The following is a 21,103-nucleotide window of genomic DNA, read 5'->3' on the forward strand; positions in this document are numbered from 1 at the left end:
CAACCAAATGGCTTTTTATTCATTTTGTTAAAATAAAATCAGAAATCGTTCAGACTGTGTTCAGTTTGATACGTGTAGAACGTAAAAAAATTGCGAATTATACAACAAGGAGCATCGCTATGAAAAAAACGATCAAATTAGCGGTATTATTGGGAATGTCAAATGTAACTGTTTTTGCACCATTAAGCACAGCACTTGCGAATCTAGGAATGAATATAGAATCGATGCCTGGATCTTATATTGAGAAGCATATGGATGATATAAGGAAAAAAATGGATAGTCATTTCTCTTATCCTGGTTTTGACAAACCTTCTACTCCTAAAAAAAATCCCCCTTCTCATAAACAACCCCAACAACAACATCACCACCACCATCACTACTATCATCATCCCGAACACCATCATCACCAACATCATATTAACCATATAAAGCGAGAACAGGGCAAGCAACATATTGAAAAGCATCACTCTTCTCATATTTCTCATGTTTCTTATAATCTTCCTAGTTATCAGTTTGACCACAGAAGGCAAGAACTAAGCAAGCAACATATTGAAAGCAAAACATATAATTATGTCGAACGCAACAAAACAACACACCACCATATACATACGAATCCTGGAGCTCTCGATAACTCAGGGGATGTTTTAGTATTGGGTGTTCTTGGCCTTGCTGCCGGTGCACTTCTTAGTAAGGTTTTCAAAAAAACAGAAAAACCACAGAATCAAATGGTGTATCAACAAATTCCGCAAAAGCAAGTTATTTATGAAACTCAATCAACAGCCATATATCAACCGCTTCAGCAACAGTCATCCCATGATTGGCTTCAATATTGCAAGAAAAAATACCGTTCATTCAATCCAAAAACCGGTACTTTTAGAGGCCATGATGGGCTGGATCACTTTTGTTATGCACCATTGAACTAACTTCTATTATATTCTACTAAAGAAGTTTTAAGTAACCGAAAAAATGCTTTCAAGTGTTTTTTCGGTTATGTATTAAGCTCTTGAAGAAAAGGATTCCACTGGCGCTCATAGCCTAAAGAACTTCCAGGACCATGCCCGCAAATAAAACGAACATCATCGCCTAAGGGCAAAACCTTTTCTCGAAGCGATTTCATTAATTCTTTATGAGAACAAAAAGGAAAGTCCGTACGTCCAATAGAACCACGAAACAACACATCACCCAATAAGGCAAAACGTTGTTTTTCATTAAAATAAATCACATGACCAGGAGAATGTCCTAGTGTATGAAAGACATTGAATATATGTCCAGCAAAATGAACACTATCGCCATCTTCTAACCATTGATCAGGAATACAACTGCGCACATCCGTAATGCCATAGTTTTTTGCACTCTCAACCACTGTATCCATCACAGGTTTATCATGACGATGTGAACCAATAATTTTAACATCAAGGGCTTCTTTTGCTTGCATTGCAGCTCCCACATGATCAAAATGACCATGTGTTATCCAAATAGCTTCAACGATAACATCCATCTTTTGGATCTCTGCTTGAATTTGAGACCTATCACCTCCAGGATCAACGAGAACCCCCACTTTTTGTTCATTATCAAAAAGCAAAGTGCAATTTTGTTGAAAAGCCGTAACCGGAATAATATGGGCACTAAAATGACTCATGATACCCTTTTCAAAGGAAAATTTCCACGCCTATAAAGAAGAATTTTCTACTTTATAGGATAAAATAGCCTGCTCGACAGTTTTATGCAACTTATGTAAACTTGAATTTTGTAAAAATGAAATTTTTGTCAAGGTTTTAAAGAATGATCGATCATGTTCAAGTTTTGTGTGACGATGCTCCTCACCTTCTTGTGATTGATGACGATACACGTATACGCAATCTTTTATTTCAGTTTCTTATTAAAAATGGATTTCGTGTTTCCGTTTCAGCCAATGCCAATGAGGCAAGACAACTCTTGGCAAGTTTAAATTTTGATCTTCTTATCGTTGACGTCATGATGCCGGGTGAAAACGGTATCAGCCTTACCCATTCACTCCGCCAAACAAAAAATGTTCCTATCCTCATGCTAACGGCTTTATCAGAAACAGACAGTCGTATCCGTGGATTAGAAGCAGGTGCTGATGATTATCTGGCTAAGCCATTTGATCCTCGTGAACTTCTCCTTCGTATCAACGCCATTTTACGACGAGGTTTTCCTCTTAACCAACCCAAAATTGAGCAAATCGTTTTTGGGCCTTATATATTTTCAATTTCACGGCGCGAACTCAAAAGGGGGAGAGAAATTATTAAGTTAACCGATAAAGAACAAAAAATGATGGTCATTTTTGCTGAAAATGCAGGGAGTATCATTCCACGCCATCAATTTGTAATGGATGACAAAACTATCAGTGAACGTGCTATTGATGTACAAATCAACCGCCTGCGTCGTAAGATCGAAAGAAATCCAGCATTGCCTATATGGCTCCAAACCGTACGAGGAATAGGGTATAAGCTCTCAATTGAATAGGCGCAAGAATGATCAAACCTTTAAGATTTTTTTTTCGATGGTTAACGAAAAAGATGCCTAAACGGCTTTATGCGCGTTCTTTGATCATCATTATAGCGCCGATGGTTCTCCTGCAAACAGTGATTGCTTACGTCTTTATGGAACGTCACTGGCAAATGGTAACTGAGCGTCTTTCAACGGCTGTCGTGCATGATATTGCAGCCATTATTGATATTATTGAAACATACCCACAACAAGATAACTATGAAGATATCAAGCGTATTGCACAACAACGTATGGGATTAAACATTGCTATTCTTCCACCGGCTCCTCTTCCTCCTCTAGGACCTAAACCATTTTTTGCAATTCTTGATTATTTTCTCAGTGAAGAAATCACCCGCCAAATCAATCGTCCCTTCTGGATTGATACTGTAGGGGATTCTGATCTTGTTGAAATCCGTATCCATCTTGGCCACAACATCTTGCGCGTCTTTGCGCCACGCAGCCAAGCTTATGCTTCCAATACCGCTATTTTTTTAAGCTGGATGGTAGGAACAGCCCTTGTTTTATTGCTAATCGCCATTTATTTCTTGCGCAATCAAATTAAACCCATTCAACAATTGGCTGAAGCAGCTGAAAGTTTTGGACGTAGTCGCCCTTTACCAACAGGATTTCAGCCACAAGGAGCCGATGAAATTCGTCGTGCTGGCATTGCTTTTTTACGCATGCGTGAACGGATTGAACGGCAAATCGAACAACGCACCATGATGCTTTCAGGGGTAAGTCATGATTTAAGAACTATTCTTACACGCTTTAAACTTCAGCTAGCATTAGCAAATACTGATTTTGATATTAAACTGCTTGAACAAGATGTCAGTGATATGCAAAATATGTTGGAAGGTTATCTTGCTTTTGCCCGTGGCGAAGGAAGTGAGAGTGTCAAGACTTTTGATTTAAATGCTCTTATGCAAAAATTCTCTACCGATGCCAACCTTCATAAACGTCAATTTTCCTACACCATTAAAGGTCCTACACAAATACAAGTGCGTCCACGCGCCTTTACACGCCTAGTTAACAATCTTGTATTAAACGCATTTTGTTATGCTACAACTATCAAACTCACAGCCATATGCCAACAAGAATCCTTTATCTTGACGATTGATGATGACGGACCTGGAATTCATAAAAATATGCGTACAGAGGTCTTTAAACCATTCTTTAGACTCGACAAAGCACGCAATCAAGATGCAAGCGGAACAGGACTGGGTCTTTCTATTGCCCAAGACATAGCACGTAGCCACGGAGGCAACATTCAATTAGATGACAGCCCTCTAGGGGGCTTGCGTGCTATTCTTGACATACCTCTATGAGCAATCTTTTAACAAACCGTCCGTAAAAAATAACAGAATTGATATTTTAGGCACTCCCTATCGTTTCAAATAAAGTATATTGCAGTGCCTTGTAAGCGCTTTCTCCCGATAAAGCCACCATCTGAAAAGCAACATAATGACTTTCACAAACTTTTAGTGCGTGTATCAACAATGTTTCAACTTGTATATGAGACGGATGCGCTCCACCAGCCAAAAGAAGCCCTTGTCTATAAATAACAGAATTATTCCTTTGCCAGTAATCAAAATGTCCCAACAATAACTTTTCATTAATTGCTAGCAATAAACGTTGTATTTCCGATGTTCGAGCATTTTCAATAGAAAGATCAAATGAACAAGCCAAATGAAGTGCTTCATGCTCTTCCATCCATGAAAAAGCAAGACGATAATTTGCCCGTTTTCCTTCTACACAAACGCTAATTTCATCTTGGGCATCCCGCTCAAATGACCAATCATATTCACAGGCAATCTGTTCGATAAAGTCAACAGGATGCTCTTTTCTTTCTGTGGCGCAAAATGCAAGCCTCATCACAATCCTCAATCCTCTTAAAACATGGTAAACAGAATATAAACCACTTAAATTGTAACAATATTTTGTTACAATCAGAACCTTTACACCAAACAAATACACATTAAAAACATCAACACTACACACCCCCCCCCAGAACATAATCGCGCTCTTTAGGGTAACCTGATCGTCATAAAACGAATCATCAAGTCTTTTCAGTGTATTGATACAATTTCATAGCGCCAGCCCCCCTGATTCAAAAAAATGTATTTTACCCCCAAAAAAAATTAAAAATAAAGAAATTCCCACCCTAACAGACTCAAGATTAAGCGTTTTTTAGTTTCACGCATCCTATTGAAAAATTGGGGATATTTTTTAAAAGCTTCTTTTTTTAAAGAAACTATTTTACTTTTTTCGTGCCTGCTTTTTTTCTAAATCATCAAGACGCCTTTTCAAATCAGCATTATCAGCATGGATTTTCAGCACCATCTCCTTAAAGGTCTCAAATTCTTCACGTGAAACAAGATCAAGTTTATTGGCTATCTTTTCGGCCTGCACACGAAAAGCTGTTCCAGCTTCACGTCGTATACCCTGCGCGACGTCAGCGGCATCTGTTGCTAATTTTGCTAATTCATCAAGAATACGGTTTGAGCCATTACGCATAACATTTTTCCTTAAATTTTAATATTGATGCACGCACTATAACGTATTCTCATAACATTTAGATACTGTAATTTGTTCCTTTTAGCCTATTTTATCCTACTATGCAGCTTCTTCATAATAATTTTGTTTAAAATTTTTTATATTCCTTTTACCATCATAATTTTTTATTACGATAAACTAGTGGAAATCTATTCCCCTTTTTGACTTGTCTCCTTCCTGACTTGACCATTGTGTATTCATCTGTCATTTCTGACCATCAGAGTCACTCCATATCCATCTCATATAATGTTAAAGTGCTTAATTCATGAACAATCTTGTCTGTCCAGCCATTTCTTTTCCGTCTTTTCTTGATCCTGTCATTATCCAGCTAGGCCCCATAACACTTCATTGGTATGGACTTGGTTACATCGTGGGTATTCTTTTTGCTTGGTGGTATGCGCAAAAATTATTAAAAAAATCATCTCTATGGCATAAAAACCACCCTCCTATGGATAAAGAGAAGATCGGAGATTTTGTTGTCTGGTCTGCCATAAGTATTGTTGTTGGAGGACGTTTAGGACAAGTCCTTGTATGGGATCCTATTTATTACTTTAACCATCCAAGTACTATCATCGCCGTATGGGATGGGGGGATGTCTTTTCACGGTGGTCTCATTGGCATTATCATTGCAATGATTTTGTTCGCTCGTAAAAATAACATCAACATACGAGCCATGTTTGATATCATTGCTGCCGGTGCACCTATCGGTATCGGCATTGTACGAATTTGCAATTTCATCAATCAAGAATTATGGGGCAACGTTACCACACAACCTTGGGCAGTTTGTTTTCCCCTAGATCCTTACTATTTACCGCGCCATCCAAGCCAACTTTACGAAGCATTTATGGAAGGATTTATTCTCTTCATTCTTCTCTTCATTGTTATTTTTACCTGCAAAGCATTCAAACGCCACGGGACTGTATCAGGAATATTTATTATAGGTTATGCAATAGCACGCAGTATCTCAGAAGTTTACCGTGCTCCTCAAGAAGATCCTGAATGGTTCTCTACTCTTTTCCATTCTACAGGCTTTACCTATGGCATGGCTTTATCTCTTCCCATGCTTCTTTTAGGGTTTTATCTCCTCCTTCAAGCGTTTAAAGACAAATCTAGCGAAAATGGAATCCCTCAAAGAAAAAATTAAAAAAATCATCGCATCTCATGGCCCTATTACCGTCAGTGAATATATGACATTGGCGCTCACAGACCCTCAATTTGGCTATTATCAAACACAAATACCTTTTGGGCGCACTGGTGATTTCATAACAGCACCCGAGGTAAGCCAATTATTTGGAGAAATGATTGGCATTTGGCTTCTTGCAAATTGGAAGGCCCATGGTTGTCCTCAGCCTTTTATTCTTGCTGAAATAGGACCAGGACGTGGAACTTTGATGGATGACATTTTGCGAACCATCCAAAAGCTTTCTACAACAGCATTTAATGCTGCTGAAATTTTTCTGATTGAAACAAGTAAAAAACTCGCAAAAGAACAAAAAAAAACTCTTGCTCCTTATCAGAAACAAATCCACAGTATTAAAAATTTTGATCAAGTCCCTGCAAAACCTCTCTTTTTCATTGGCAATGAATTCCTCGATACACTCCCCATCAATCAATATATTAAAGTCAATGGTGAATGGAAAGAACGCCGTATTACAGTCAATCAAGAGGGAGATTTTATCTTTATTGCTGCCCCGCATAAATTTCCCTCTTCTTGTCTACAAACCTATGGTTCTAAAGTCCCTGACGGAACAATTTTTGAACATGCGCCTTCGCGGCATCAATTCATGCAACAAATCAGTCACCATTTAGTACAAGTCACAGGTTCTGCTCTGCTTATTGATTATGGGGCTTGTGATCTTGCCTTTGGCGATACACTGCAAGCACTCTCAAAACATAGATTTCGTGATGTTTTTGAAGCTCCAGGTCAACATGATTTAACATCCCATGTTGATTTTTCTTTTTTAAAAAATATAGCCCTTGAACAGGGCTGTTTTGCTGAAATCTTAGAACAAGGAGACTTTCTTTTAAAAATGGGGCTGTTAGAACGCGCAAAACAGCTTGGAGTGGGCAAAAATGCTTCCTTGCAAAACAAAATCCGCCTCGATATCGAACGGCTCGCTGGTCCAGATCAAATGGGCAAACTCTTTAAAGTTTTACATTTTAGTGATAAAAATATATCTATACCTCCTCAATTTTGATGACCCTAAATATTGACAAATCCGTGCCTCTCTCCCACCATTCTCCCTTTGAAAATAACCATCCCTATAAGGAACCTTTATGAATTCTGTCTCGTCCCCCATCCTTGCAAAAGAGCTTTCCGCCTTACACGGGATAAAGCATGGTTTTTTCACACGCCAAGAGAATATTGCACAAAATCGCATTTTAATCGCCGATTATTTTGCTGTTGAAGCGCAAAATTTTATCACTGTTAAGCAAATACATTCTTCTGACGTTGTCGTAGTAAATCAAGCTTTTATTGGCGCGCCTCCCAAAGCAGATGCCCTCGTTACCACCACACTCGGACTTGTAATCGGCATTCTTACAGCAGATTGTGGCCCAATACTGTTTGCTGATCCACAAGCTGGGGTCATCGCCGCAACGCATGCTGGCTGGCGAGGAAGCTTAAATGGAATTATCGAAAAAACAATTGCTGTTATGGAAAAACAGGGAGCCAAAAGGCAATCAATAACAGCCGTTCTTGGTCCTTGTATTGGTCCTTGCCACTATGAAGTAACAAGTGAATTTTACAACCAATTTATTGAGCGTCATAGCAAATTTCAAAAATATTTTTTAAAAACAGAAACAATCAATCACTTTCATTTTAATCTATGGGCATTTATTCTCAATAAACTCAAAGAAGCAGGTATTAATGCTTCTTGTTTGGAGCTTTGCACCTACCAAGATGAACAGCATTTTTTTTCTTATCGACGTGCAATACACCGCAACGAACCGGATGATGGGCGGCAAATTTCCGCTATTATGTTGAAATAAATATTTCTTTCCTCACAAAAAGATCAAAACCGTAAACAAAACAATGCCAATAAAATAAGTAAGTCTTTTTCTAATATGCTTTATAATTCTTAATTGACGTTACAAAATACGAAAACTGTAGCTATGAGAAATAAAACGAGCTCTTTTTTTCAACGTTTGCTTATAATGACCTTTAACACGTAATTATTGATGCTGTTTTCTAAATCAAATAATTGAAGAAAAAGCTAAACTGGATGATTAAAAATCTTTCTCTATTACAAATCCCCCCCGTGCAAATAGATCGTATCCTTTGTTTTTGCTTAACAATTTCAGTAATTAACTCTAAAAGAGACAAAAATTTTGGAAAAAGAGAAAACATATCGCATAGCTCTTTAACAAAAATCGATAAAATTGTAAGGCTTTTGTAATTGTTTTCTTGCAATTTAATAAAAAGAAATTAAAAACCGTGTCGCATTCCTACCATGATTATTCAGAGGTTCTATTATGAAACTTTTCTGCGGAAATTCTAACCCACGCTTAGCTGAAGATGTTACAAATTATTTGAACATACCCTTAGGCAAGGCAACTGTAAAGCGCTTTGCTGATCAAGAAATTTTCGTAGAATTGCATGAAAATGTACGTGGACAAGATGTGTTTGTTTTGCAATCTACTTCTTATCCCGCAAATGATCATTTGATGGAATTGCTCATCATGATTGATGCTCTTCGTCGTTCTTCTGCACGCCGTATCACAGCAGTGATACCCTATTTTGGCTATGCCCGCCAAGATAGAAAACCTGGACCACGGACTCCCATTTCTGCAAAACTTGTTGCCAACCTGATTACTGAAGCAGGCGCCCATCGCGTTTTAACATTGGACCTTCATGCGGGACAAATTCAAGGTTTTTTTGATATCCCTACGGATAATCTCTATGCTGTTCCTGTCATTTCTCGTGATGTCAAAATGCATTATTCTCTTGAAAATGTTATTGTTGTTTCACCTGATGTGGGTGGTGTGGTCCGTGCTCGCTCGCTCGCCAAACGCTTGAACAGTTTGCTTGCTATTGTCGATAAACGTCGTGAATGTCCCGGTGAATCAGAAGTTATGAATATTATTGGAGATGTAACGGGGAAAGATTGTCTTTTGCTGGATGATATTGTTGATTCAGGTGGAACTTTATGTAATGCAGCAAGTGCTCTCTTAAAACACGGGGCCAATAGTGTCACAGCTTATATTACGCATGGTGTTCTTTCTGGTAGCGCTATTGAGCGCATTACCCATTCAGAAATGAAAGAATTGGTTATTACCGATTCAATTATGCCAACAGGGGCTATTGAGAAAGCTCATAATATTCGCGTTTTGCCCATAGCCGATCTCATTGGAGAAGCAATAGCTAGGACAGCCGCAGAACAATCCGTTTCCAGCTTATTTGGTTAAAGTGGTTCTTTGGGATCTCCTGGTGCCGTTTCGACACCAAGATCAGGAAATGCAACAATGCGTTGACCACTAAAATGCGTATGAATAACAATGAGACCGCGCTCTTCAAAGTAGGTTAAAAGCCGACGCGCACGACTTAAAGAATGTGTCCCATAAAGACGGGCTAAAAATGCATCGGATGGGCATGGCTTTCCACCCAATGCCGCCTGTGCCACATTCAAGAAGACTCCTTGAACATCATCTTCCAAACTTTCTGATATCTTCAAAATATGTTTCCAATGTTCACTGACAGCCGTTTGTTCATCAACAAAAGCTTGAGCAATCGCCAATTTACGCCGAAATTGTGAAAGATTAAAAGGAACCTGTGACATACCATGGATACGGCAACGAACCGAAAAATCTTGATAAAGCACCGCTGTTGAACGATAAAAAGCCTCAGGATCCTCAAGAATTTCCCGAATGACATGTTCTGCTTGACACTCTCGCTCAACATCAGAAAACTCAGGAAATAAACTTAAGGTTTCTTCCAACACCTCTTTTTTTTTATGCACCACTTCTTCTAACATTTCGTGCATTGATTTTTCTCTCACTGGCTCTCGTATTGGTTTAAAGGGCGTTAAAATTTCCTCTGGTGAAGCCGTAAAAACAAGTTCTTGTATATCATCTCGCTCTGTTGGAAGTGGCATTAATTTAGGGCTAGAAGAGCGTGCTAAAGTTTCAACAGAACCAATGATAATTGGTAAGGGACGTCGTGATAAAGCAGGGCCTAAAGCGATAAAATGCCCCCGTTCAAGATCTCTAAACATTTCCGCTTGACGACGCTCCATTCCCAAAAGATCAGCTGCACGCACCATGTCAATATCTAAAAAAGTCCGCCCTATTAAAAAGTTTGAAGCTTCAGCAGCAACATTTTTAGCAAGCTTAGCCAAACGTTGTGTCGCAATAACACCAGCAAGACCACGTTTACGTCCTCGACACATAAGATTGGTCATAGCGCTCAGAGAAATTTTACGAGCTTCATCGGAAACTTCTCCTGCCGCAGTTGGAGCAAACAATTGTGCTTCATCGACAACGATAAGCATAGGATACCAATAATCACGTTCCACATCAAACAGTGCACCAAGGAAAGCCCCCACAGCACGCATCTGTTGCTCAGTATCCAACCCTTCAAGATTAAATACCACCGAAACTCGATGTTGCCGAATACGATGAGCAATACGCGTCAACTCTAATTCACTCCGTTGAGCCTCCACAATAACATGGCCAAATTTATCTGCTAAAGTTACAAAATCGCCTTCTGGGTCAATCACACAGTGCTGCACCCACTTAGCACTTTGCTCTAAAAGACGGCGTAAAAGATGTGATTTCCCAGAACCCGAATTACCTTGTACAAGAAGACGTGTCGCCAATAACTCTTCCAAATCAAGAAGTGCTGGCATTGATTTATGTAAAGCACGACTCTCTGACATCTCACCCAAGGCAATCTCAACCTTCATAACATCTCCAGTGTTTGATTTTAAACATATCAGCGCCTATTGGTTGATTCTCCATCTATACCGCAATTTGTAACATTTCCTCCTTTTTAACGGTAGAAATCATCGATTTTTCCCACAACTCTTGCATCTATGAATAGTTTGAATTATAGAACAAGCTTCTACGTAGACACCCTTGGAGGCAACGTAGAATGGAGCAATCGCTGTTTTCTAGCGCATATCTTCATATCCATGCAAAAACTGTTATTGTTTTTGAAGGATCTCCAATCATGTAAAAAGGACTTAAATTATGAGTAAAAGCTACACTCTTAAGGCCGAAAAACGCGAGCGGGTTGGTAAGGGGTCCTCCCGTGAACTTCGCCGCAACGGTCTTATTCCTGCTGTCATTTATGGTGAAAAACAACCTCCTTTGGCCATAACAGTTCCCTATAAAGAAATTTTCTACAAAATCCACGGCGGTGGCTTTCGGACCACCATTGCAACGATTGTTCTCGACAAGCAAAAAATTATGGTCTTGCCAAAAGATTATCAATTAGATCCTGTGCGTGACTTTCCCCTCCATGTCGATTTCTTACGTATTTCGGCAAAATCGGTTGTAGAAGTGAATATTCCTGTCCACTTCCTCAATGAAGATATAGCACCTGGACTTAAAAAGGGTGGTGTCCTCAATATCGTTCGGCACGAAATTGAATGTACGGCTCCAGCAAATGCTATTCCTGAAGCCATTGAAATTGATCTCTCCAGCTACTCCATTGGTGATTCTATTCACATTTCAGCTGTACAACTGCCAAAAGATGTGACACCTATCATCCAAGATCGAGACTTTACCATTGCAACCATTGCAGCTCCTGCTAGCATGGATGTCAGTGATGACGCTTCCGAACAAGAAAAGGATGAAAACGAAGCGTAAACTTCATAAAACTCAACAGGCGGGAATTTTCCCGCCTTAATTTATGGGACACTCCCCCCTCACATTTTGACTGAAGGTACACATGTGGCTTATTGCTGGTCTTGGCAATCCTGGTTCACAATATCAAAATAACCGCCATAATATCGGTTTTATGGCTGTTGATGCAATTTATCAGTCCTTTTCTTTTTCTCCTTGGTCGAAGAAATTTCAAGCAGAAATTTCCAATGGTTTCATAAATAATGAAAAAATTTTTCTTATAAAACCGCAAACTTTTATGAATCTTTCTGGTCAAGCTATTGGTGAAGCTTTGCGATTTTATAAATTAGATTTAAAGAATTTGATCATCATTTATGATGAGTTAGATCTGTCTCCAGGAAAAGTACGTATAAAAATCGGAGGAGGAAATAATGGGCATAATGGTATTAAGTCTATTGATGCCCATTGTGGTACTGACTATTGTCGTATACGTATAGGAATTGGTCATCCTGGAAGGAAAGAACTTGTTCATCAGCATGTTCTAGGAAATTTTACCAAATCTGATCAAGAATGGTTGCCCCCTCTCTTAGAAACCATTGCAAAAAATATTGCTCTCCTCATAAAAGGTGACAAATCTCTGTTTATGAATGAAGTTTCTCAAACGATAAAAAACAAGAACTTACCCTAATCGCTTATTTCTCTCATTGGTAAAAATCAACTTATCTCTATAAAAATTTTATATAACATTTTGATTTATAAAAATTAATTTTTTTAAGCTGAATAAAAACGTCAAATACATAAAATTCATTTCAAATCTATTGATAATGAAACAATCAAAACCATTGGTATACATATCACCAGTTGTAGAGGTATACGGACAAAAACTCTTAAAAAAAGAAAGAAAAATGTCTCTTATAAATCTTCTCCAAAGTAAAGCCTGTTAGGATAACATGAGAAGCTGGCAAATAGAATAATGATATTTATACATACCTTTTGAAAAAGAGAGGTCTATACTCTCTTTTTGGAGAAAGAGAAGATTAGAACAGCAAACCAAAATACTCAGATGGTTCTCTCCAATCTTCTCCCTAGATTAAAAATCATTTGGCTGAATGGTTGACTCTAGCGGATCGTAGCCATTTGATTGTTGACTATAGGCTGTAGACACACTGCTATTGTTTTGCAACACCACGACACGCGAACCAACGGGAACACGATCATAAAGATCAATAATATCTTGATTGAGTAAACGGATACATCCGCTTGAAATAGCATGCCCAATTGACCAAGTTTCATGCGAGCCATGAATACGGAAAAGTGTATCTTTTCCATTTTTGAAAAGATAAAGTGCTCGCGCACCCAATGGGTTATCGGGTCCTGGTGGCATTCCTTTCCCCAAATGACCATAACGTTCTGGCTCCCGAGCCATCATTGCTGCAGTAGGAGCCCAATTTGGCCACCGACGCTTGCGCTGAACAACCCCCTCACCTTCAAATGCTAAGCCTTCCTTACCAACCCCAATCCCATAGCGTAAAGCTTTTCCATTTTCACCAATAAGGTAAAGAAAACATTCTTGCGTATCGATAACCAACGTTCCAGGTGGATAAGATGTATAATAAATCACTTCTTGTCGCCAAAACTTTGGATCAATTGTCGCAAGATCAATAGCAGGTAACGAATAAGTTTCATTCGTTACAGGACCGTACAAAGCCTGTATTTCTGGTGGAACGTATCGAGCTTGTTGAAAAGAAGCCGATGACATATCTGAATGACGTGTAGCACATCCAGCCAAAGCTAAAAGTTCTGCAATTAAAAAGACATAACGAGATAACACTCTTCTATTTTCTCCGATTAATTGTTTACGCAGATTTGCGTACCATGAAAAACTTAGCACACTATTAACATTAACTTGAAGTTTTCTTAATTAGTAAGCTAAGAAGAACTTTAAAAGGTTAAAAAAACAGATTATTTGTTGCTGTAGACTTTTTTCTCACTTATCGCAATACAAAGACTATAACTCTTCTGAAAATATGCTATAAAAAAGTTTTATATTGACTATAAAATCAACGGAAAAGAAAGACTCTCATGGGCTTTAAATGCGGTATTGTCGGATTACCTAATGTTGGGAAATCAACTCTTTTTAATGCATTAACAAAAACAGCCACTGCACAGGCTGCCAATTATCCTTTTTGTACCATTGAACCCAATACCGGTGAAGTTGCTGTTCCAGATTTACGCATGGAAAAAATTGCATCAATTGCAGGTTCAAAAGAAATTATTCCTACACGCATTAATTTCGTTGATATTGCGGGGCTTGTACGAGGCGCTTCAAAAGGCGAAGGTTTAGGGAACAAATTTTTAGCCAATATTCGCGAAGTCGATGCCATTATCCACGTTTTACGCTGTTTTCAAAATGAAGATATCACCCACGTAGAAGGACGTATTGATCCTATTTCTGATGCAACAACAGTTGAAACTGAACTCATGCTGGCGGATCTAGAAAGTCTTGAGAGAAGAATCGCACAAATCCGTAAGCGAGCAACTGGAAAAGATAAAGAAGCACTCACAATTCTACCCGTTATGGAAAAAGCATTAAATATCCTGCAACAGGGAAATCCTGTCCGGTTATTACTCAAAGATATCTCTTTAGATGAACACCACATTCTAAAGAGTTTAAATCTTTTAACTTCCAAGCCTGTATTGTATGTTTGCAATGTAAGCGAAAATGATGCCGCTCATGGAAATAGCTTTAGCCAAACAGTTGAAAAAATGGCAACAGAGCAAAATGCGCAAAGCATTATTATTTCTGCTTCTATCGAAGCGGAAATCACACAATTGAGTGATGCTGAAGCATCAGAATATCTCGATGCTCTAGGACTCTTTGAACCAAGTTTAAATCGCCTTATTCGCGCTGGTTACCATTTACTTGATCTCATTACTTATTTCACCTGCGGACCGAAGGAAACACGAGCATGGACAATTACGCGTGGTACAAAAGCTCCCCAAGCTGCCGGCGTTATTCACTCCGATTTTGAGCGCGGCTTTATTCGTGCCCAAACCATTAGCTACGATGACTATATTGCTCTGGGGGGAGAAAGCGGTGCAAAAGAGGCAGGAAAAGCCCGCGATGAAGGAAAAGAATACATTGTGCAAGATGGTGATATCATGTTATTTAAACATAATACTTAATCTGCACTCTGCATTAATATTTTATCTTGAAGATTTTGTAATAAATCCATGAAAGTTTGTCGCCAAAACTCCCAAAGATTTCCTCAACAAAAAATCATTGCTACCATATTATTATGGTAGCAACTTCTTTGTATTAAAGAATGGAAACATTAAATTAGCGTGCCCAATGCCCTTCATATTTAAATGTTGGAGCATCCTTTAAAGAATCCTTTGTCGCATTTGTAATAAGTTTCCACTTACCATAATCATTTGTCATCTGGATTGTTTCTGGAGAAACGACCACATAACTCTCCCCTATGCCAAGGAAACCACCAACAGCTATCACAAACCCTGCAATATTATTTTCACGCAAAATAATATCTTTTACTTCACCAATATTTTCGTCTTCTATATTATAGACATTGGCGCCTATAAGGCTGGAAGCAACAAAATCCGTTGCCAAAGGTGTCACATAACGCACAGACTTATCGATCCCTACCTGCACGATACCTGTTGAAGAAATCATTTCAGGCTTAGAAGGTATTTCAAAAGACTGAGCATAAGTACTAGAAACCATCAAAATTGACATAAGAGTAGTACATGCAATTTTTTTCATTTTAACATCTCCGTTTTTACTTTGCTTTTACTTTATAAAACCTCAATGCATCATAAACAGATTTGTTCCTTATACTCTTTATACTTTCTACTCTTTCAAGAGCCGTCACTTTATCCTTTTCTCTTTATTTCGCCTTTTGTTTTTTCCTCCAAATCATACCAAATACGATTTTTTAAAATATAAATAAGCCCTGCAAAAATGATTAAAAATAAAATAACACGAAAACCGGTTTTCTTACGAATTTCCATATGAGGATCGGCAGCCCACATTAAAAAAGCAGAAACATCACGCGCGTAATATTCAACCGTTTGGGGGGTCCCATCTTCATAAGTCACCACACCATCACTCAAAGGAGGAGCCATGGTTAAAGAATTACCTGCAATAAAATAAGGATTATACCAATAACCATCCACAATTTCTACTTCCTTTGGCGCTTCCTGATATCCTGTTAAAAGAGCTGTAATATAATCTGGGCCAGCTGTATCATAATGGGTTAATACATCCGTAATTAAAGCAGGAAACGGCAAAAATACACCACGTGCACGTGCCATCAATGATAAATCCGGAGGATCAGTACCATTTAAAGCAAATTTTCCTTCTTCTTCCTGCATAAAGGGAGAGGGAAAATAATCTGTTGCGCCCCCTAGACGTTTAAAATTTTTTCCTTCTCGATTAGGACCATCACGCACCTCATATTGTGCCGCCAAAGCTTTAATCTGTTCTTGATCATACCCGAGAGCTTTTAAATGGCGAAAAGCCACATATTTTAGCCCATGGCAGCTGGAACAAACTTGTTTATAAACCTTTAATCCACGCCGCAATTGCGCCTTATCGTAAAATCCAAATGGTCCTGAAAAACTCCATTCTTGTTTTTTAGGAATCTGTAAAGGAAAAGAAATACGTTCTTCCTCTTGATCTAATCGCTCAGAGGCATAACTGTCCACACTCTGAACAGAAAAGCTCATAGCAACAATAACAATCAGTCCTACAAAAACATTTACCATAGTCTCTTTTTTTCCTGTTTCAGATCTTGCATAATCGAAGAAGGAAGAGAACGACTTTTTTCAAACGTCGGCAAAATCGGCAAAATAACCAAAAAGAATATAAAATAATAAACCGTAGCCAATTGCGTCCATAAAAGAATTCTGTCACTTATTTCTCTTGCCCCTAGCCAACCAAGAAAAACAACATCAAAAACCAATGCCCAAAAGAAAATTTTATAAACAGGTCGATACCTTGCCGAACATATTTTAGAGCGATCTAACCACGGAACAAAAATTAACACGAGTATCGAGCTGACGAAGAGAACAAAGCCTACAAAAGTTGAAGAAAAAAGACCTATATCAAAAGTTATAGCACGCAGCATCGCATAAAAAGGCAAGAAATACCATTCTGGGACCACACGAAACGGTGCCTTTAAAGGATCGGCCACGCTATAATTTTCAGCTTGCCCCATATAATCAGGCATATAAAATAAAAACCAAGTAAAAAAGATCAGAAAAACAGTAATGGCAAAAATATCTTTGATAAGCGCATAAGGTGAAAATGGTACCGTTTCCTCATCCGATTGTATAGCAAGACCCGTTGGATTCCCTTGCCCAACACAGTGGATTGCCCAAATATGAAGCCCCACAAAAAGAAGCAAAACAAATGATAAAGCATAATGAAAAACATAAAAACGATTCAATGTTGGTTGTCCTACGCCATAACCACCAAGAAGTGTCTCATGCAACCATGTCCCTACCAAAGGTATCGTTTTTAAAAGTCCTGCAATCACTGAAGCGGCCGAAATAGACATCATCCCCCAAACAAGCACATAACCAAAAAATGCAATTGCCATCATGATGATATAAATAAAAATCCCTGTGACCCACACCATTTCTCGCATATTTTTATAAGAACCATAATAAAGTCCGCGTGCCAAATGGATATAAACGGCAATAAAAAAAAACGAAGAGCCTACACTATGCCATGGACGAAAAAGCCATCCAAACTGCCCCTCACGCCGAAATCGTTCACCCGTTTCAAAAGCCAAATGAATATCTGGAACATAATGCAGTGACAAGACAAGACCCGTCAAAAGCTGTGATAACAGCATCATGGTCAAAATACCGCCAAATGTATAAAAGTAATTAAGATTACGCGGAACAGGAAAAATCACAAATGCATTATAAAAAAAACGAGGAAGAGGAAAACGCTTATCAAACCAACGGGCAAGAGCACTTTTAGGACAATAAGGAGGAAACCTTGTCATGACCTTATCCTATTTTGAGCAAAGTATCAGAAAGAAATTGGTAAGGAGGAATAGTCAAATTATAATTTGCTGGACCTGAGCGTACTCTTCCAGCGGTATCATAAACAGACCCATGACACGGACACAACCACCCTCCAAATTTCCCCGATTGCCCAAGTGTTACACAGCTTAAATGCGTACAAAGATTAATGACAATAAGCCAGTTTTCACGCCCTTTGCCTGCTGAACGTGCAAAATCCGTCGCTTCTTCTTCACCTCCAAGATTAGGATTGCGCGCTTGACGATCCTTTAGAAGACTTAAATTCGTAGCGCGCGCATCAGCAATTTCTTTTGCCGTACGGTTTCGAATAACAACAGGCTGTCCGCGCCACTTTACCGTCACCGACATCCCCTCTTCAATACCAGAAAGGTCAATCTCAACAGAAGAAGATGCCAAAACAGCCTCATCTGGGCGCAATTGACGAATAAAAGGCCACCCGACAATCCCCATTCCAACTGCTCCTGCAACAGCTGTTACCAAAAACAGAAAATCCCGCCTCGTTTGCTCACCCATCACCTTCACTTAAAGATATACTTTACCAAAATATTTTTTATCATACCCTCACCCATTGTACAATGCTTGATCAATCCGTTGTTTTAACCCATAAAAATATCCCTGCAGAAAACTTCTACCATTTGTGTGATTGACACAAAAAACGAGTTTAATGATAATTTATCTTTTAAAGAGTGAATAAGAAGCCAAAATACCTTAAGTTTCTTGTATTTCAAACCTCTGTTCCTATTCAATCAATCAAAACCTTTCCCTTGCTTGATAAAATGGCCCCTTAAAGAAAAAAATTTTTTTGTTATGGTCAAATCTCAGTCCAAATGAATAACCAAACCTCATTAAATATTCTACTTTTCACCATAATGAGCCAATCCATTCCATGTATCGCTCAATCAAATGAAACCCCTCATCAGGAGATTCCCTCTTGTCTCAAACAAATCTTTGACCGTAACTTTTTCCCTGAAACTTAAAGTGCATAAAAGCTAAATGCAAAAATCACACATTTTTCAACCATATTTTTTCGAATAAATTATGGCACTTCTTTACAAAGTTGAAAAAAATCATATTACAGAGAACATGACACTTCATATCGCTCTTTTCCAACCTGATATTGCTGGTAATACCGGAACGATTTTACGTCTTAGTGCTTGTTTTGGTTTACATGTGCACATTATTGAACCCGCAGGCTTTAATCTGTCGGATCGTAATCTCAAACGCGCAGGCTTGGATTATCTCGAATATGCTTTCTTAGAACGACACATTGATTGGCAACATTTTATAAGCTCTATGAAACACTTTAACCTCCGTCTGTTGCTTTTAAGTACAAAAGCAAAAACATGCTATACGCAGATATGCTATCAAAAAAATGATGTTTTACTTTTTGGTCGTGAATCAGCTGGTGTTCCCGATTATGTTCATGAATCTGCCGATTACACGTTGAAAATTCCCATGCAACCACAAGCACGCTCTCTCAATCTCGCCATGAGCGTAGCCATAACAACAGGAGAAGCACTACGCCAAATTGGTTATTATGAAGGAAACTGCGATCTATAAAAACACAACAATTTTATCAAAGCTTTAATAGAATGATCAAAAGGCAATCATTTTGATTGATGTAATATGAATAGATTTGAAATAAGATAACCTTACAATATTCGATACTCTTAATTTTATATGCATAATGATAACATATTGTTATAATGCATATTTTAGCTTAAAAATTTAAAAATACCAAGTTTATACTCGCCATATTATAAATCAATTTTTTCTAATAATGCATGACGATCCATTAAAAATCCACTTTCAACCCATATCATTTCTAGTTCTTTAAGCTTTTTTCCTAAAAGGATACCTTTCGAAAAACCCTTTTTTATTAAATCGTTACCATTAATAGGGAAAGTTGGAATCTGCCATTTTTGAACAAGCTGATAAAGTCTGAGATAATCTTCTGTTTTTTGCACAACATCACTTTTTTCTAGAGCTTCGACATGTGATGCAGCGACAGACAAGGATAATTGATCTAAAACCGGCTGTCGCCCATGAAAATAAATCAGTTTTTGCACAAAATGATCAGAACAGTTTTGGCTTATTATCCCTAACTCTGCCCATTCCTTTAACCTTGTTGTTTCCTTATGGGAAAAACGCAAGCGCTGTGCCATTTTATCAAGACGTATAGGATCAGGAGGAAGAAGACTTTCTAGCCGTAAAAATGGATCAACTTTCCAGCCAAGCGTCTGTTCTGTTTTCACCAATGCATGAATTGCATCAATGCCCCATTTTTCTGTTTCAGGGAAAATGAGTGACAAAATTCTGCTTTGTCGCATCCACAAAAGAGCGCGTGTTGGATCAGAAGCTAAAAGAAGCTTTTTCATTTCTGCCCAAATGCGCTCAGAAGAAAGTTTTTTTAAACCGTGTTTTAAACGAACACATGCTTTCAATCCTTGCCCATCAGGTCGCCCTGCTCCATACCACGCAAAAAAGCGAAAAAAACGTAAAATACGCAAATAATCTTCGCTAATACGATTTTCTGCAACACCGATAAAACGAACTGTTCGGCTCGCAATATCACTCAAACCTCCTACATCATCATAAAGGTTGCCAGCAGCATCACAATAAAGCGCATTAATGGTAAAATCACGCCGTTCAGCATCTTTTTTCCAATCACGACCAAATGCTACTTTTGCATGACGACCATCTGTTTCAATATCGCTGCGAAGTGTTGTGACCTCATAAGAACACGAATGCGCAATCACTGTTATTGTACCAAACGCAATCCCTGTAGGAATAGCTTTAAATCCTGCTTCTTCTACACGCGTAATAATCTGTTGCGGTAAGCAGGTTGTCGCAATATCAATATCACTAATAGGCTGCCCTAATAGTTGATTGCGCACCGCCCCCCCTACGATACGCGCCTCTTCCCCCTTTAAAGATAAAATACGAAGAAGTGTTTGAATATCACTTTGTTGTAACCACGCAACCTGTTTGAAGTTCTGCCTTATATTCACCCTTTAACCTTTAAAAAAGTTGTCTTCATTGTTTTCAAAAACTCTCTTCATAAAATAAAATTTTTAAAACATCCCTTATAAAACATGCCTTTTTCTTTCAAAGAAACTTTCCTCTATCTATATACGAATATGAAAAAACGGCTTATGATACTTCTTTTCTTCTCATT

21 protein-coding genes are annotated in these 21,103 nt (G+C 38.4%); 11 read left to right on the forward strand and 10 right to left on the reverse strand.

From position 1 onward, the window contains the following. Window positions 1-119 precede the first annotated feature (119 nt). Window positions 120-923, forward strand: a complete 804-nt coding sequence (locus tag HWX04_RS04295) for a BA14K family protein (RefSeq protein ID WP_175868978.1) — start codon at window positions 120-122, stop codon at window positions 921-923. A 65-nt stretch (window positions 924-988) separates the two neighbouring features. Here the strand turns inward: HWX04_RS04295 and HWX04_RS04300 are convergent, their stop codons facing one another. Further along, window positions 989-1,639 carry an MBL fold metallo-hydrolase gene (locus HWX04_RS04300; RefSeq protein ID WP_175868979.1) on the reverse strand — a complete coding sequence of 217 codons (651 nt, stop codon included), beginning with the start codon at window positions 1,637-1,639 and terminating at the stop codon, window positions 989-991. Window positions 1,640-1,782: 143 nt separating this feature from the next. On the opposite strand from HWX04_RS04300, the gene HWX04_RS04305 reads away from it, so the two are divergent. Continuing rightward, window positions 1,783-2,487 carry a response regulator gene (locus HWX04_RS04305; protein WP_175868980.1) on the forward strand — a complete coding sequence of 235 codons (705 nt, stop codon included), beginning with the start codon at window positions 1,783-1,785 and terminating at the stop codon, window positions 2,485-2,487. An 8-nt stretch (window positions 2,488-2,495) separates the two neighbouring features. Beyond that, complete coding sequence (locus tag HWX04_RS04310) at window positions 2,496-3,836, forward strand: sensor histidine kinase (protein WP_175868981.1); 1,341 nt, start codon at window positions 2,496-2,498, stop codon at window positions 3,834-3,836. 46 nt (window positions 3,837-3,882) lie between these two features. Here HWX04_RS04310 and HWX04_RS04315 read toward each other — a convergent pair whose 3' ends face one another. Both HWX04_RS04315 and HWX04_RS04320 read right to left on the reverse strand, forming a co-directional pair. Then, window positions 3,883-4,383: a type III secretion system chaperone family protein gene (locus tag HWX04_RS04315; protein WP_175868982.1), complete on the reverse strand. Its 501-nt coding sequence runs from the start codon at window positions 4,381-4,383 to the stop codon at window positions 3,883-3,885. A gap of 384 nt (window positions 4,384-4,767) precedes the next feature. After that, window positions 4,768-5,025: an accessory factor UbiK family protein gene (locus tag HWX04_RS04320; RefSeq protein ID WP_175868983.1), complete on the reverse strand. Its 258-nt coding sequence runs from the start codon at window positions 5,023-5,025 to the stop codon at window positions 4,768-4,770. A 304-nt stretch (window positions 5,026-5,329) separates the two neighbouring features. Between HWX04_RS04320 and lgt the strand changes: the two genes are divergently transcribed. The 4 genes from lgt (at window position 5,330) to HWX04_RS04340 (ending at window position 9,471) form a co-directional block, all read left to right on the forward strand. Continuing rightward, a complete protein-coding gene (gene lgt, locus HWX04_RS04325; protein ID WP_175868984.1) occupies window positions 5,330-6,208 on the forward strand; it encodes a prolipoprotein diacylglyceryl transferase in 879 nt (292 codons plus the stop codon). After that, complete coding sequence (locus tag HWX04_RS04330) at window positions 6,183-7,262, forward strand: class I SAM-dependent methyltransferase (protein ID WP_175868985.1); 1,080 nt, start codon at window positions 6,183-6,185, stop codon at window positions 7,260-7,262. Before lgt ends, HWX04_RS04330 begins: the two co-directional genes overlap by 26 nt. Before the next feature lie 79 nt (window positions 7,263-7,341). Then, window positions 7,342-8,055, forward strand: a complete 714-nt coding sequence (pgeF, locus tag HWX04_RS04335) for a peptidoglycan editing factor PgeF (RefSeq protein WP_175868986.1) — start codon at window positions 7,342-7,344, stop codon at window positions 8,053-8,055. Window positions 8,056-8,538: 483 nt separating this feature from the next. Next, entirely contained in the window at window positions 8,539-9,471 is a 933-nt protein-coding gene (locus HWX04_RS04340) for a ribose-phosphate pyrophosphokinase (RefSeq protein WP_175868987.1), read from the forward strand. Here the strand turns inward: HWX04_RS04340 and HWX04_RS04345 are convergent. Beyond that, on the reverse strand, window positions 9,468-10,967 hold the full coding sequence (locus HWX04_RS04345) for an ATP-binding protein (RefSeq protein ID WP_175868988.1): 1,500 nt from the start codon (window positions 10,965-10,967) through the stop codon (window positions 9,468-9,470). The two genes, HWX04_RS04340 and HWX04_RS04345, sit on opposite strands and share 4 nt — an antisense overlap. Window positions 10,968-11,253: 286 nt before the next feature. Here HWX04_RS04345 and HWX04_RS04350 point away from each other — a divergent pair, with 286 nt between their 5' ends. Then, window positions 11,254-11,874 (forward strand): 50S ribosomal protein L25/general stress protein Ctc, encoded by a 621-nt coding sequence (locus HWX04_RS04350; RefSeq protein ID WP_175868989.1) that lies wholly within the window; start codon window positions 11,254-11,256, stop codon window positions 11,872-11,874. Window positions 11,875-11,956: 82 nt separating this feature from the next. Further along, window positions 11,957-12,538 carry an aminoacyl-tRNA hydrolase gene (gene pth, locus HWX04_RS04355; RefSeq protein WP_175868990.1) on the forward strand — a complete coding sequence of 194 codons (582 nt, stop codon included), beginning with the start codon at window positions 11,957-11,959 and terminating at the stop codon, window positions 12,536-12,538. Window positions 12,539-12,940: 402 nt separating this feature from the next. Here pth and HWX04_RS04360 read toward each other — a convergent pair whose 3' ends face one another. Next, the gene (locus tag HWX04_RS04360; protein ID WP_175869003.1) at window positions 12,941-13,681 is read right to left on the reverse strand and encodes a L,D-transpeptidase; all 741 of its coding nucleotides are present in this window, start codon (window positions 13,679-13,681) and stop codon (window positions 12,941-12,943) included. Window positions 13,682-13,932: 251 nt separating this feature from the next. Between HWX04_RS04360 and ychF the strand changes: the two genes are divergently transcribed. Continuing rightward, a complete protein-coding gene (gene ychF, locus HWX04_RS04365) occupies window positions 13,933-15,036 on the forward strand; it encodes a redox-regulated ATPase YchF (RefSeq protein WP_175868991.1) in 1,104 nt (367 codons plus the stop codon). Between the two features lie 154 nt (window positions 15,037-15,190). Here the strand turns inward: ychF and HWX04_RS04370 are convergent, their stop codons facing one another. The 4 genes from HWX04_RS04370 to petA all read right to left on the reverse strand — a co-directional run bounded on the left by HWX04_RS04370 (window position 15,191) and on the right by petA (window position 18,438). Next, on the reverse strand, window positions 15,191-15,631 hold the full coding sequence (locus HWX04_RS04370) for a PRC-barrel domain-containing protein (RefSeq protein ID WP_175868992.1): 441 nt from the start codon (window positions 15,629-15,631) through the stop codon (window positions 15,191-15,193). A gap of 110 nt (window positions 15,632-15,741) precedes the next feature. Further along, the gene (locus HWX04_RS04375; RefSeq protein WP_175868993.1) at window positions 15,742-16,635 is read right to left on the reverse strand and encodes a cytochrome c1; all 894 of its coding nucleotides are present in this window, start codon (window positions 16,633-16,635) and stop codon (window positions 15,742-15,744) included. Beyond that, window positions 16,629-17,885, reverse strand: coding sequence for a cytochrome b (locus HWX04_RS04380; protein ID WP_175868994.1), 1,257 nt, complete (start codon window positions 17,883-17,885; stop codon window positions 16,629-16,631). Before HWX04_RS04380 ends, HWX04_RS04375 begins: the two co-directional genes overlap by 7 nt. A gap of 4 nt (window positions 17,886-17,889) precedes the next feature. Beyond that, window positions 17,890-18,438, reverse strand: a complete 549-nt coding sequence (gene petA, locus HWX04_RS04385; protein WP_175868995.1) for a ubiquinol-cytochrome c reductase iron-sulfur subunit — start codon at window positions 18,436-18,438, stop codon at window positions 17,890-17,892. Between the two features lie 570 nt (window positions 18,439-19,008). Between petA and HWX04_RS04390 the strand changes: the two genes are divergently transcribed. Further along, window positions 19,009-19,485 carry a tRNA (cytidine(34)-2'-O)-methyltransferase gene (locus HWX04_RS04390; protein WP_175869004.1) on the forward strand — a complete coding sequence of 159 codons (477 nt, stop codon included), beginning with the start codon at window positions 19,009-19,011 and terminating at the stop codon, window positions 19,483-19,485. Window positions 19,486-19,682: 197 nt separating this feature from the next. On the opposite strand, the gene HWX04_RS04395 is transcribed toward HWX04_RS04390, so the two are convergent. Beyond that, window positions 19,683-20,936 (reverse strand): CCA tRNA nucleotidyltransferase, encoded by a 1,254-nt coding sequence (locus HWX04_RS04395; protein ID WP_175868996.1) that lies wholly within the window; start codon window positions 20,934-20,936, stop codon window positions 19,683-19,685. Window positions 20,937-21,103: the final 167 nt, after the last annotated feature.

Origin of the sequence: Bartonella gabonensis, assembly GCF_903679515.1 — a bacterium.
Taxonomy (GTDB): domain Bacteria; phylum Pseudomonadota; class Alphaproteobacteria; order Rhizobiales; family Rhizobiaceae; genus Bartonella; species Bartonella gabonensis.